Genomic DNA, 13,338 nt, shown 5'->3' with positions numbered 1-13,338 from the left:
TGTTAAGTTATTACCCATAGTATTTCCCGCCAATCGGCTTTCTCATTTTCCTCTTGAAAAATTGGCTAAATGCGGTATAATAAATAACGCATTCGCTTTTTTTATTACATAACAAGTCCCAGTAGCTCAGCTGGATAGAGCAACGGCCTTCTAAGCCGTCGGTCGGGGGTTCGAATCCCTCCTGGGACGTACAAGGAAAGCCCTCACTTGAGGGCTTTTTCTTTAGATATAAGCAAGTGGAGCGAGAAGGGAGAGAGACCGGATGAATCAGGATATTAAAGTATCACAGTGGACCGCAATTCTGATCGAGCAGGCGAAGCGGGCCGGACTGTCTGCGGCCGCCATCGCTGAAGCTGTCCATCAAAAGGACGCTGAGCCGTTTATCCAAGCAGGGCTCGAGGGCGAGCGTTATGCCAACCTGTTCGGCTACTCGGAGGAACACGGGGAGCCGCTGGCCCAGGCGGCAACGGAAGGCTACCGCATGACGTTTAACACGCGGAACGGGCTGAAAAACTGGCTGGTGCAGCGTTTTGGCCTGGATGAGGAAAAGGACTTTGAGGTTGGCGAGGGCGTGATTCACGGGCTGCGGCTCACCTTGGAGCAGCTGGCTGCATTGCAAAAAGCACTGGCCGTAAATTGGGTGATTGCCGGATCGCGCGACCTTCCGGACGGCATGGTGGAGCTGGATTTGTCCATTCGTGCCCTTCAATCCGCTTCTCAAGCCTAATTCGATCTAAATAGGCGTATGCCGGTTAGCTATAATAAAAGGGGCTGTCCCATGCTGTCGTGTCATACACGACGGTGGGCAGCCCCTTTGTCATTGAGTTTCAATCGCTCCCATCGAACGATTCCTGCTGACTTCCTTGTTAACCACGCCTAGCCGGAAGGTCCACGCTAACTGATCAACATCAGGATGATCGAGGACAATGACAGGCAGGCACTGAGCAAATAGATGAACACGACCGCCTGCTTCGGGCTCAACCCCCAGGACAGCAGCCGGTAATGGAGCTGGCTTCGGTCGGCCTTGTACACCGGCTTGCCGTCCCGATACCGTTTGATTACAACGTAAATGTTATCGAAGATCGGCACGCCAAGCGCCAGCACAGGAACGAGAATGGAAATGACGGTCACCTGTTTAAAGGCTCCGTCCAGGGCGATGATACCGAGCATGAACCCGATAAACGTCGCGCCTGCATCCCCCATGTAAATTTTAGCGGGCGGCTTGTTGTATCTCAGATAACCGAGCGTCACCCCGACCAGCAGCACCGCCATGATTGCGGAATGGGACTGGCCTTTGGCAATAGCAACGATAAACAGCGTCAAGGCCGAAATGGCGGCCACGCCTCCGGACAGCCCGTCCAGACCGTCCATAAAATTAATGACCGTCGTGACGCCGAAGATCCACAGAATCGTCAGAATAAACTGCAGCCACTCCGGAAACACGACCATATGGCCGGCGAACGGAACGGTGATCCCTTCGAATGAGATCCCTGAATAGTAGACGATCACCGCAGCGCCTACCTGCACGAGCGTTTTGGGCAGAGCGGCAAAATCCTTGCCTTTCGTCTTGTACCAGTCATCGATCATGCCGATGCCGAGGATGAGCAGCGAGCCGGCCACAATGCCGGCCATTTCCTTGTCCCAGTGTCCGGTGAGAACGATGTAGGGAACCATGAAGCCGAGAAAGATGGCGATGCTTGCCAGATGCGGTACGGGTTCCTTATGTATTTTGCGATGGGTGGGCCGGTCGACGAAATCAACCCGGATCGCGAGCTTCCTTAAAGGAGGGATCAAAGCCAAAACGATAACAAGCGACACAATAAATCCAATTACATACACAATGGTCAGGCCTCCAATACTTAGCTTTGCAATTTGCTGTCGTTTCATTCAAAGTCTCTGGTTGGTTTTCGGATAGGGTTAAATAGATTGAACTAAAGTTTATTATCGAAATAGTTGGTAAAGCGGCTCAATTAGGCGTTTATTTCTTTAGTTCATTTTACATAGATGTAGCATTTGTATTTTTAACTAGAATAATCGCTATTTTTGCAAAATACAACGATAAAATATTTAATATTTCCATAACATTCCAATCAACCGCTTTTTACAATTCTAGTAGAAAATAGGTCTATAGCACTTATGCTAATAGAAGAAGGGTGAGCCGATGTTGAAGAAAAATAAAATGTTTCAGGTACTGATGGCCGCTGCGGTTGTAACTTCAGTACTGGCCGGAGGAACGGCAGAAGCTGCTTCCGCTGCAAAATCATCATCTGCGGGTCAGGCTGCAAAGATGACGTCGCCAAAACTGAAAGCGGTCAAGGTGGAACTCAGCGTGAACGGCGCGAGTGTCTCCGTCAATGCGGTCCAGCTCAACCAGGCGTACCTGGTAGCCGTGTCAGACATCGTCAAGGCTTTCGGGGCAAGCGCAAGCGCCGCCAAAGGGATCGTCACGATAAAGGATGCGACCGGTTCACGCGTCGTTCAGCTGCAGGCAGGAGTAAAGTCCTATAAGGTGAATGGAGAGGCCGCAGCCTTTACGAACGCTCCTCTGCTTCAAGATGGCAAAACCTACGTAGAGATTCAATCGCTCGTGGAAGCACTGGGCGGGGAATGGATCGCAGGCAGCGGGCAGACGCAGCAGGTATTGACGGTTCAAAGAGCGGAAGGAAGCTATTCTTCGGTACGCTGGAACGCCCAAGGGCAAATCATTGCCAGCCGTGACGACGCGGAGTCCGCCCAAATCGTTAAACTGGACCCGGCAAGCTATGGCAGCACGGTGATCTCGACGGACGAATATGCTGCGGAATTGGCGGTGTCCCCGAACGGGCAGTGGGGAGCTTATACCAATAACGCCGGCCAGCTCTACCTGATGAACCTTGCCAGCGGGCTGTCGCAAAAACTCGGCTCCGACACTTCCGTCAAGACAGATTTGACCTGGTCGGCGGATAACAGCCGGATTTATTTCATCCAGGGCGACAAGCAGGAAAAAATATCTTACATGAATGTCGGCGACGGCAAGGTGACCGAAGTGCTGGCCGACAAAGTGGAGAACAAGTCCGACGTGAGCCTGTCCGCGGACGGCAAACGATTGGTCTATATCGTCAATGTGACCGGCGTGGCCAGCAGCGATAAGGACAGTACGGAAGAATCGCTCAGCATCGACTATTCGGGCGCGGGCCAGCAGCTGTATTCCCTGGACCTCACGGATAAAGAAGCTAAACCGGTTCAGCTAACAACCGGTAAAGACAATAAATTGTATCCTGTCGCACTGGATGGCGGCAAAGCGGCGTATTTGAGCGCCGATCCGGATAGCGTCGCTGCCAAGGACGTGATCAAGGTAATCGGCCCAGGCAGCAGCGTCCAGGACCTGCCTAGCATCATCGATGTGACGGTCATTGCGGCCGGGCCATCCGGAACGCTTGCTGCAGCGGGCATCGCCGCCGACGGCAGCACGAAAGTGCTGAAGATCGATAGCGGCAGCCAGGCGCAGCTTTACAGCACGTCCGGAACCGTCAGCGAGCTGGCGGTGTCTGCGGACGGCAGCCGGATCGCCCTGATCGAAGACGGCAGGATTGTAGTCATAACAGGCGGAAAGACCATTCAGCTTACCAAATAAAAGCGGTTCTTAACCGAAAAGGAGAATAAACGATGAAACTGTTCAAAAAATTAACGCTGGCTGCCGTCACTTCCCTGGTAGCGGTAACCACTCTGGTCGGCTCCGCAAGCGCCGCCTCCGGCATCTCCGGCAAAATTACGATTAACGGGTCCACTGCGCTGCTTCCGCTCACGCTTCAGGCAGCCAAGGAATTCCAGAAAATCAATCCGAAAGTCAGAATCTCCGCTTCCGGCAAAGGCTCGGTAACCGGACCGCAGGCGGTGAAGAAGGGCATTGCCGACATCGGGGCGTGCGACTGGGACGCCAGCATGGACGTACCGGGCTTCAAGGCCTTTGAAGGCCAGGTAGCGAACAAGGTGGCCGTCATTCCTTTTGCGACAGTCACCAACAAAAACGTGAAGGTAAACAACCTGACCACCGAACAGCTGAAAGGGATTTTCTCCGGCAAAATCACCAACTGGAAAGAAGTCGGCGGTGACAACGCGGACATCGTCGTCATCACGCGCGCCTTCGGTTCCGGCACCCGCGTCAACTATCAGGCCAAAGCGCTGGCTGGCGGCGACATCGTCAAAAAGGCTAAAAACTACAAGGAAGTCGGCTCCAGCGGCGACATGAAAACCGCCGTAGCCACAACGCCGAACGCCATCGGATACATCGACCTGGTGTACGTAAACAGCGACATCAAGGCGCTGAGCTATAACGGCGTGCAGCCAACAACGGACAATGTCATCAACGGCAGCTACAAAATTTGGGCATACGGATATTACATGACCAAAGGCCAGCCGACCGGCGCTACCAAAGCATTTATCGAGTATGTTCAAAGCGCGAAATTCCAGCAGGGTTCCCTGAAAAAACTGAAATTCATTCCGATTTCCGCCATGCGTTAAGGCAAGTGGATTGAGCTGATCCATGCCAAACCATATTCATGATCGCGGCCAGCCCTCAAATACTGATGGGGCTGTCCGCTTTATAGGAGGAGAGCCAGTTTGAGCACCCCCGTGCAGCAGTACGTGCCCGAGGAACGTCAGGTGCTGACCCCGCCCGCGAAGCGTCGCAGGTTCAGCCGCAGCGCCAGGGTCCGTTTCACCAACCGCATGTTTACGTATTATTTCTGGTTCAGCATATTGGCGCTGTGCCTGGTGCTGGGCCTGGTGATCTTTTTTATCGGCAAAACCGCGCTTCTGACCTTCCGCGACATCTCTTTTGCGGATTTCTTCCTTTCCTTTAACTGGACTCCGGAAGAGGAGCACTACGGTGCAGCCGCGTTTATCATCAACACCCTGTCCCTGACGGCGCTTACGCTTGCGCTGGCCGTGCCGGTATCCGTCGGGCTGGCGGTGCTGATCGCCGAAATCGCGCCCCGCTGGCTGAAAAACGCCATGCGGCCGATTCTGGACCTGCTGGTCGGGGTTCCTTCCATTGTCTACGGTTACCTCGGCCTGACGGTGCTGATTCCGTTTTTGCGCCGGCTGAGTGGGGAGAATCTGGGCGACGGGCTGCTGGCGGCGGCCCTCGTGCTCGCCCTGATGGTGCTGCCGACGATTTGCCGGATCAGCGACGACGCGATTTCCGCCGTGCCGAAAAAATACCGCGAAGCTGCGTATGCCATGGGCTCCACGCGCCTGCAGGTCATGATGCGGGTTGTCCTTCCCGCCGCCGGCAGAGGCATCATTGCGGCGGTGATTATGGGAATGACCCGGGCGATCGGGGAGACGATGGCGGTGGTGATGGTCATCGGCAACACGGCGCAGCTCGCCAAGTCCCTGTTTACGCCGGCTTCGGTGCTGACCAGCAACATCGTGATGCAGATTTCCAACGTGGAGTTTGACTCCACCTGGAATTACGCGCTGCACATGATGGCATTCTTGCTGCTCATCATCTCGTTTATCCTGATTTTGTTCATCCGCTATTTGGGACGCAAAGGGAGGGAGCAGGCATGAGCGAATGGACGCGCACCCGCAAAATGCAAAGATCGCTTGTGTACGACCGGCTGGCAACGTACGGGTTTTACGGGCTCGGCATCATGGTTCTGCTGATGATCTTCTGGCTGCTGCTGACCATCCTGGGCAAAGGGCTGCCCGGGCTGAACCTCGAGTTTTTGATGAAGCTGCCCGAGGACATGGACCCCGGCGGCGGTATCGGGCCGGTGCTGTTCAACTCGTTTTATATTTTGATTCTGTCGCTGCTTATTTCCGTTCCGATTGGGGTCGGAGCAGGGATCTACATGGCGGAGTACGCCCCGCCGAATAAATTTACAGAGGTGCTGCGGATTTGCGTCGAGAGCCTCTCCTCCGTTCCGTCGATCGTATTCGGGATGCTGGGCTTGGCCATTTTTGCCGAGTATTTTCAAATTGGCTTGACCATTCTCGGTGGAGCGGTTTCTTTGGCCTTCCTCAACCTGCCGATGCTGGCCCGGGTGACGGAGGAAGCGGTGCGCGCGGTGCAAAATGACGTAAAGAACGCATCCTATGCCCTCGGGATGACCAAATTCCAATGCATCCGAACTGTCGTTATCCCGATGGCCATGCAGGGAATTGTGACGGGCATCTGCCTCGTGGCGGGCCGGGCCTTCGGAGAATCGGCCGTCATCCTACTGACCGCTGGGCTCAGCACCTCCGGGGAGATGTGGGACTTCAATCTGTTCTCACCGGGTGAGACGCTGGCGGTACACCTCTGGTACGTGCAGTCGGAAGCGATCGTGGAGGATGCCCGCCAGATCGCCGACAAGTCGGCCGCGGTGCTGGTCATCGTCGTCCTCCTGATGAACCTGCTGTTCCGCATTCCGCTGTGGATCAGCAACCGGCGCCTGAAGAAATAGGGCCTTCTAGAGGTTGTTCAAAAAGTCCGCTTTTGATAAGAAAACCAATCGAGGCCAATCAGGGATGAGTGACCGCGATTAAAATGTTGGTTTTCTTGCGATATCGAATTTCATCAGCTCTGCTGATAACGAATAAATTCTATATCTAGCACGAAGTAAATCGGGAAGCTGATTCGGCATCGAATCTTGAATTCAGCCGGGTCTTCCGGTGCTCACGTACCCACTACGTACGCTCTGCTCCTCAGCCCCGAGCTTCATCCAATCTTCTCGGTGCTGAAAACCGACCTTTTCGAACATGCATTTATATGTATTCATACCGAAATAAGCTTTGATCTAGGAAAAAAAGGGCTGTCTTCCGGCAGAATGACTCTGTCGGCGAGACAGCCCTTTAAGGTTGACTGATTGATCAGCTTATTCAGCGAAGCTGAATGCTTGGGATTGCTACAAGCGATTAACTTTCGGCTGAAGGTGGTCAGCATTGTGCCTTCAACGGCCCGTAATAATATCCAGCTGTGCGGAAGTATCATATACCATCTGGTAAGGGTCGGAACTGTACGGAGTGAGCTCGGCCGTGACGGTATCCGTGTAGCCGATCTCGTTCAACGCCCGCCGCACTTCGTTCCAGTTGACGCTGCCCGACAGCAGCGGGACGAAGCCGTTCGGTCCGGCTGCCGGATTAAAGTCCTTCACGTGGACTTTGCGGATCCGCTCGCCCAGCGTCCGGATCCAATGCTCGGGATAGCCGAAGAGGAGGACGTTTCCGATGTCAAAATAGGCTCCGGCCCAGGGCGAATCGAGCTCGTCGATATACCGGGCCATCTCCATCGGGGAGAGCAGAAATTTGTTCCAGACGTTCTCGATGCCGATATGAACGCCGTGCTGTTCGGCCAGCGGAATGAGTTCCCGCAATTCTTCCTGGCTGCGGCTATAACATTCCTCATAGGTGACGGAAGGCGTCACCGCCCCGGGAACGACCAGCACGGTGTCCATCCCGAGCAGGGATGCAAGCTCCAGCTGCCGGGTGACGATCTCCCGTCCGCCGGCGCGGACATCCGGATCCGCCGCGGACAGGGGGGATTTCCACAGCATGCCTGTCGACAGGCTGCGCAGCTGAATGCTGTGACGGGAAGCCAGGGCCAGTACGGCCTCCGCCTCCTGGGCGGTGGTGTCCATGGTCAGCCCGGTTCCGCCGGACGGATACAGGTTCAGCTCGACGGCATCGTAACCCGCCTGCTCCGCATGAAGAAAAATCGTCTCGAGCGGGGTTCCCTCCGGAAATCCCCATTGATTTATCGACTTCAGCATCGCTTCATACACCCCTTTGTCAGGTTTAGGTTCAGAGCTCTGCAGGCGAAACGGCGGCCAATCGCTCCGCTGAGCGGTATGCAGCCAGGGCCACTTCGAGCGCCTTGAGCCCGTCGACGCCTGTCACGTTCGCCTCGGTCTTGCCTTCCGCGATCGAGGCTACAAAATCCCGGACCAGGCCGAAGTCCATATCGTCGCCCCAGAAATGGTGCCGGTAACCGCGCTCCTCGCTGAATACGTTCAGCTTCTGTCCGAAGGCGTCGATCGTCAGGGTGCCGGCCGTCCCGACGATTTCCAGCGTCACGTCGCCCCAGGTCGGGAAGGAAGGATTCCTGGACCAGCTGCAGTCCAGCGTGGCAAAGACGCCGTTGTCAAATTCGATCGACAGAATTCCGCAGTCATCGATGGGGGCGGCGGACATGAGCTGCCCGATTTCCGCGTACACCTCTTTGACCTCCGCGCCGGTGAACCAACGCATGATATCGGCGACATGAACGGTGTGGTCAATGACCGCTCCGCCGCCGGACAGGGCGGGGTCGACGAACCATCCGCCCGGATTTTGCCCGCGGTTGGTCCCCTTCATGGCGAGGATCCGGCCGAGCTTGCCTTCGTCGATCATTTGCTTGGCCCGGATGACGGACCGATTGTACCGGACCGGGAAGGCCGTCTGCAGCATGACGCCGGCGGCTTTGCAGGCCTCGATCATGTCCCGGGCGTCCGCGGCATTGGTCGATATGGGCTTTTCGCACAGCACATGAACTCCCGCCTTGGCGGCCGCAAGGACATGCTCCTTATGGTTTGCGTTCTCCGACGTAACGATGATCCCGCTGAGGCCTTGCGACAGAAGCTCCGCATAATTGCTGTAATAGCTGGTGCCAAGGATGCCGGCGAACTTTTGACCCCGCTGCTCATCGGGATCGTAAATGCCGGCGAGCTCCACTCCTTCCAATTGGATCAGCGCTTTCGCATAACTGTATGCGTGCATATGGGCAAAACTGGCGATGCCGATTTTCATGAACCGATCACTCCTTTGCTGCTCGGGTCGGCTGCACCGGTCCCCAGATGAACCGGCCGCCCGGTCTCCATCGATTTCAGCGCCGAGAGCGCAATCTGAAGCGCCTTATAGGCGTCTTCCGCGGTTACGATCGGCTCTTCATTCTGCTCGATGCAATTCAGGAAATGGCGAAGCTCTTGGAAATACGGGTTTTCCTCGACCGGGCTTTCCGGAACGGGTACGCCGCCGCCTCCGCCCGCATGACCGCCGCGCTGAAAAGACAGCAGCGGCTGATCCCGGGCGCTGTCATAGCCGATGATCCCCTGCGTGCCGGCCATCTCCAGATTCATGGAGAAGCCTTCATGCGACCAGGTTCCCTCGACGTGGGCGATGGCGCCGCTTTGAAAGCGGAGGGTCACGAGCGAATAGTCCAGCTGGGCGTGAACCCTCCCATGGAGCCCCTTGGCATACACACGTTCCACTTCGCCGAAGCACCAGCGAAGAAAATCGAAATCGTGGATCATGGCGTCCAACGTAATGCCGCCGCTGGCGCCGAAATCGCTGTACCAATGCTGCCAGCCGATCGGATACCCTCCACCGCGGCCCGCGCGGATGACGGCCGGCTTGCCGATGACGCCATCATCCAGCAGCTGCTTGGCATGCGCATATTCGTGGAAGAAGCGGAGAACATGCCCGACGAACAGCCGGACACCACGCGAACGGCAGTGGTCGATCATTTCCCTGGCGTCGGCCAGACTTCGCGCCAGCGGTTTCTCGCAGATGACGTGCTTGCCGTCGTCGGCCGCTTGAAGAACAATCTTCTTGTGCAGCGGCGTCGGCAGGCAAACATCGACGACATCGACGCGGTCGAGCGCTTCCATCGCCTCCGCGTAGGAAGTGAACGAAGAGGTGCCGCATGCCTCGGCAACCCGCGCTCCCTTGCCGGCGTCGGTGTCGACGATACCGGCGAAGTGCGCATTTGGCATATCGGCATAGGCTGCGGCATGAGTGCTCCCCATCGCCCCTGCGCCTATAACGAGTACGTGAATCATAACGGTTTTCAGCTCCTTTTATGATAGACCGGTTACACTTGTAAAAGGTGTATTCGTTTTCTTATCCTTTGATGCCATTCATAGCGATTCCTTCTATAAAATAGCGCTGCAGGAAAATGAACAGGATGATGATCGGCAGCGTAGCCATTACTGCACCCGCCATCAGCAGCGGATAATCGGTCGAATGCTGCCCCTGGAAGGAGGAGATGCCGATCGACAGCACGCGCATATCCTCCGAGCTGGTCATGATGAGCGGCCACAGCAGGTCGTTCCATGCCGCCAGAATCGTAAAAATGGCCAAAGAGACGAGAGCGGATTTGGACAGCGGCAGGTAGATGTTCCAATAAATCCGGAAATAGCTGCAGCCGTCGATTTTGGCAGCTTCCTCCAGATCCTTCGGCAGCGTCATGAAAAATTGCCTCAGCAAAAAGGTGCCGAATGCGCTGAAGATGCCGGGGATAATCAGGACATAGAAGGTATCCAGCCAGTTCAGCTGCCGCATGATGACAAAGCTCGGGATCATGACGACCTGGGACGGCACCATGAGCACGGCCAGCAGGGCGAGAAAAATGACGTTTTTCCCCGGGAATTTCAGGCAGGCAAAGGAGTATGCGGCCAGGGAACACAGCAGCAGTTGTCCGGCCGTGCGGCCTAGCGTCACCAGAATCGTATTGAGGTAGTAAGTGCCGAAATCGATGGTGGTCAGCACCTTGGCGTAATTTTCAAAATGCCATTCCGACGGCAGCAGCGTAGGGGGCACCTTCATGGAATCCGCAAAGGACTTAAACGATGTGGACAGCATCCAGACAAAAGGGGTCACCATCAGGACGGCTCCCGCGATCAGCAGAATATGAACGGCCAGCCGTCTTCCGCGGTCGGAAGTTCGGGTTATCATGACAGCCTCTCCTCCTCATGAAGGTTATTGATAATGAACCCAGCGTTTTTGGAAATACATCTGAAACGCGGTGATGATCAGGATGACGATAAACAGGATGAACGCCTCCGCCGAAGCGTAGCCCATGTTGAAGTACTTGAAGCCGTCCTCCCAAATGCTGTACACGACGGTGCGCGTGGAATCGAGCAGGGAGGTTTGCTGTCCCATCATGATGAAGACGAGGTCGAATACCTGGAAAGAGTTGATGAAGGACATGACGAGCACGAAAAACAAGCTCGGCGTCAGCAGCGGCAGCGTTATCCGGAAAAAGCGGTAGACCGTGCCGGCGCCGTCCAGCGACGCTGCTTCGTAATAGCTCGACGGAATTCCCTGCAGCCCCGACAGCAGGATGACGGCGTTGTAACCGACGCTCGTCCAGACGCTGACAATGACGATCGACATGAGCGCAAACTTTTCGTCGAACAGCCAGTTCGGCTGGGGCAGATGCATCGCCCCGAGCACGTAATTGATCAGGCCGAACTCGGAGTTGTACAGCCATTTCCACACCATGCCGACCGCGATCGGCATGGTGATGACCGGGATGAAATAGAACGTGCGGTACACGACCATCCCTTTGATATGCTGATTGAGCAGCACGGCGAGCAGCGTGGCAAAGACGATGGACAGCGGGACGGTCGCAACGGTATAGAGCAGCGTATTCAGCAGGGAATGCGTAAACTTCTCGTCCTGCATCAGCTGGGTAAAATTGTCGATCCCGTTGAACGCCGGAGCGGACATGCCGTCCCAGTTCGTAAAGGACAGAATCAGGGAAGCGGCGGAAGGCACCATATAAAAGAGGGCCAGACCCAGTGCGACGGGGAGGATAAATACGTACCCCCAGACCGCCTCCTGGATGGCCAGCTTGGAAGTTTTCCGCTTCCGGGCTGCAGGCAGGTTCGGGTCTTTCGACTTGACGGCCAGCGGCGTATTCACCGGCAGCACCATCCTTTCTCTCGAAGTTAAGTGGATACAAGTATTGACTCTTCTTTAATCCTTCTTCTCTTCCGCGAGAATCTCGTTCATTTTATCGGCTATCGTTTTCAGCGCTTCCTCAAACGACTTTTTCCCGAGGTAGGCGTCCTGAAGCTCCTTGGTCTCCACGTCCTGCCACTCGGCCGTCCGCTCGGACACCGGATACGGCACAGCAAAGTCCAGACTATCCACGAATACCTTCAGGTCAAGGGAAGGGATCGACTTCAGCCAGCCTTCCTCCGTTCCTTTATAAGCGGGAATGCTGAAGCCCGATTCGGCCAGGTACTGCTCGCCTTCTTTGCCGGAAAGCACCTGGATCAGATCCCATGCTTCCTGCTGATGCTTCGTTTTTTCGTTCATCGCCCAGCTCAGGCCGTGAACGATCGTCGCTTTCTGCTTGCCTGCGGGCAGCGGGGCAACCCCCAGCTTGTCTCCCAGCAATTTGTACAGCTCGGGCGCGCTGACGGAAATGGCGGGGAACATGGCGGCTTTGCCGGATCCGAACAGCTGAAGCGGCTTGGTCTCAAGCTGCTGCTGGGCGTTCGGGGAATAGCCCTGGTCCATCAGCTTTTTCTCCCATTGAAAAGCAGACAGCGCTTCGGGCGAATCGAAGCCGGATTTCGTTTTATCTTCGGAGATGATGTAACCGCCGGCCTGGTGGATCAAATCGTAATATCCGGACTGGCTGTCAATCAAAGCGGTGTAGCCGTACACGCCGTTCTGCTTGTCCGTCAGCTTGGCGGCATTCTGCTCGATCGTATCCCAGGTCCAGCTGCCGTCCGGGTAAGACACGCCGGCTTTGTCGAAAAGCTCTTTATTGTAGTAGAGTCCAACCGCATCGAGGAAATAAGGAAGTCCATAAAGATGATCGTTGTAGGTGTACAGATTGACGAGGGCGTCAGTGTAAACGGAGGTATCGAGCTTGCTTTCATCAATAAGCGGCTGCAGATCCTTGATCCAGCCTTTGGAGGCATAAGCGTAGAAGTTGGGGCCGTTCATCCAGAAAACATCGGGCCCACTGTTGCCGGCGAGACTTGTTTTCAATTTGGTCCAGTAGTCGGCCCAAGGGGTGTAAGTTACTTTGACTTCCACGTCGGGGTGGTTTTTCTTGTACAGCTCAATCGATTTGTTGACGGTGTCCTTCACGTTCTCATCCCATAGAGCCACGTTGATTACTTTTTTGCCGCCGGCTTCTCCGGAAGAGCCGCCGCAGCCCGTCATTACAGCAGTGAACAGAAACAGGAACACGAGGATGATCGACATTTTTCTAGCCATTCCAATAACCTCCTCTAAATATGGTTCTTGCACTCATTCTTGATCTGCCGCAGTTCCAATGATGTACGAATTCTCCCCCCTTACCTTGCGAAAATCCATCGCCATACTTATTCCAATAATCAAAATAAGTAGATGCCAACTGACCATTCGATGTGAGGTTTCAGGAAAAGAATGGCATCTATTTGCGTAAGATTATATATTTGGTGATTTTTATTTTCAATAGTTTGATAAATATTTGCATAAAAACTTTTGGAAGGCAGGAAAACGGCGTTTTCAAGTGGAAAGTATCGGTTTCCGCATATTTTGGTTATTGGAATATGTTACATGGAATGGAGCATTGGGAACTATATTTTACTGCAAATATGGAATAAGATG

At 55.0% G+C, this 13,338-nt stretch carries 12 protein-coding genes and 1 tRNA gene; 6 read left to right on the top strand and 7 right to left on the bottom strand.

The genetic code is table 11. From position 1 onward, the window contains the following. The first annotated feature begins 115 nt into the window (after positions 1 to 115). Together MKY74_RS29190 and MKY74_RS29185 are read left to right on the top strand one after the other, a co-directional pair. A tRNA-Arg gene (locus MKY74_RS29190) sits at positions 116 to 189 on the top strand. 73 nt (positions 190 to 262) lie between these two features. Continuing rightward, a complete protein-coding gene (locus MKY74_RS29185) occupies positions 263 to 727 on the top strand; it encodes a hypothetical protein (protein WP_076174241.1) in 465 nt (154 codons plus the stop codon). A gap of 167 nt (positions 728 to 894) precedes the next feature. On the opposite strand, the gene MKY74_RS29180 is transcribed toward MKY74_RS29185, so the two are convergent. Next, positions 895 to 1,887, bottom strand: a complete 993-nt coding sequence (locus MKY74_RS29180) for an MraY family glycosyltransferase (RefSeq protein WP_076174244.1) — start codon at positions 1,885 to 1,887, stop codon at positions 895 to 897. A gap of 274 nt (positions 1,888 to 2,161) precedes the next feature. On the opposite strand from MKY74_RS29180, the gene MKY74_RS29175 reads away from it, so the two are divergent. The 4 genes from MKY74_RS29175 to pstA all read left to right on the top strand — a co-directional run bounded on the left by MKY74_RS29175 (position 2,162) and on the right by pstA (position 6,431). Beyond that, positions 2,162 to 3,613, top strand: a complete 1,452-nt coding sequence (locus MKY74_RS29175) for a stalk domain-containing protein (protein WP_076174247.1) — start codon at positions 2,162 to 2,164, stop codon at positions 3,611 to 3,613. 32 nt (positions 3,614 to 3,645) lie between these two features. Then, positions 3,646 to 4,500 (top strand): phosphate ABC transporter substrate-binding protein, encoded by an 855-nt coding sequence (locus tag MKY74_RS29170; RefSeq protein WP_076174249.1) that lies wholly within the window; start codon positions 3,646 to 3,648, stop codon positions 4,498 to 4,500. A 99-nt stretch (positions 4,501 to 4,599) separates the two neighbouring features. Continuing rightward, positions 4,600 to 5,553 (top strand): phosphate ABC transporter permease subunit PstC, encoded by a 954-nt coding sequence (gene pstC / locus MKY74_RS29165; protein ID WP_432206620.1) that lies wholly within the window; start codon positions 4,600 to 4,602, stop codon positions 5,551 to 5,553. After that, on the top strand, positions 5,550 to 6,431 hold the full coding sequence (gene pstA / locus MKY74_RS29160) for a phosphate ABC transporter permease PstA (protein ID WP_076174251.1): 882 nt from the start codon (positions 5,550 to 5,552) through the stop codon (positions 6,429 to 6,431). Before pstC ends, pstA begins: the two co-directional genes overlap by 4 nt. 486 nt (positions 6,432 to 6,917) lie before the next feature. Here the strand turns inward: pstA and MKY74_RS29155 are convergent, their stop codons facing one another. From MKY74_RS29155 to MKY74_RS29130, 6 genes are all read right to left on the bottom strand, one after another. Continuing rightward, positions 6,918 to 7,736: a sugar phosphate isomerase/epimerase family protein gene (locus MKY74_RS29155; RefSeq protein WP_076174256.1), complete on the bottom strand. Its 819-nt coding sequence runs from the start codon at positions 7,734 to 7,736 to the stop codon at positions 6,918 to 6,920. A gap of 31 nt (positions 7,737 to 7,767) precedes the next feature. After that, on the bottom strand, positions 7,768 to 8,751 hold the full coding sequence (locus tag MKY74_RS29150; RefSeq protein WP_076174258.1) for a Gfo/Idh/MocA family protein: 984 nt from the start codon (positions 8,749 to 8,751) through the stop codon (positions 7,768 to 7,770). Further along, entirely contained in the window at positions 8,748 to 9,782 is a 1,035-nt protein-coding gene (locus tag MKY74_RS29145) for a Gfo/Idh/MocA family protein (RefSeq protein ID WP_076174260.1), read from the bottom strand. The genes MKY74_RS29150 and MKY74_RS29145 overlap by 4 nt, the downstream gene beginning before the upstream one ends. A gap of 61 nt (positions 9,783 to 9,843) precedes the next feature. Continuing rightward, the gene (locus tag MKY74_RS29140) at positions 9,844 to 10,677 is read right to left on the bottom strand and encodes a carbohydrate ABC transporter permease (protein WP_076174262.1); all 834 of its coding nucleotides are present in this window, start codon (positions 10,675 to 10,677) and stop codon (positions 9,844 to 9,846) included. A 24-nt stretch (positions 10,678 to 10,701) separates the two neighbouring features. Beyond that, positions 10,702 to 11,649 carry a carbohydrate ABC transporter permease gene (locus MKY74_RS29135; protein ID WP_076174475.1) on the bottom strand — a complete coding sequence of 316 codons (948 nt, stop codon included), beginning with the start codon at positions 11,647 to 11,649 and terminating at the stop codon, positions 10,702 to 10,704. A 54-nt stretch (positions 11,650 to 11,703) separates the two neighbouring features. Beyond that, positions 11,704 to 12,963 (bottom strand): ABC transporter substrate-binding protein, encoded by a 1,260-nt coding sequence (locus MKY74_RS29130; RefSeq protein WP_076174264.1) that lies wholly within the window; start codon positions 12,961 to 12,963, stop codon positions 11,704 to 11,706. Positions 12,964 to 13,338 lie beyond the last annotated feature (375 nt).

It is taken from the genome of Paenibacillus sp. FSL R5-0378, assembly GCF_038009285.1.
GTDB lineage: Bacteria > Bacillota > Bacilli > Paenibacillales > Paenibacillaceae > Paenibacillus_AQ > Paenibacillus_AQ favisporus.
Note: the sequence above shows the minus strand (reverse complement) of the source record. Positions and strands in the feature narration are given on the sequence as shown.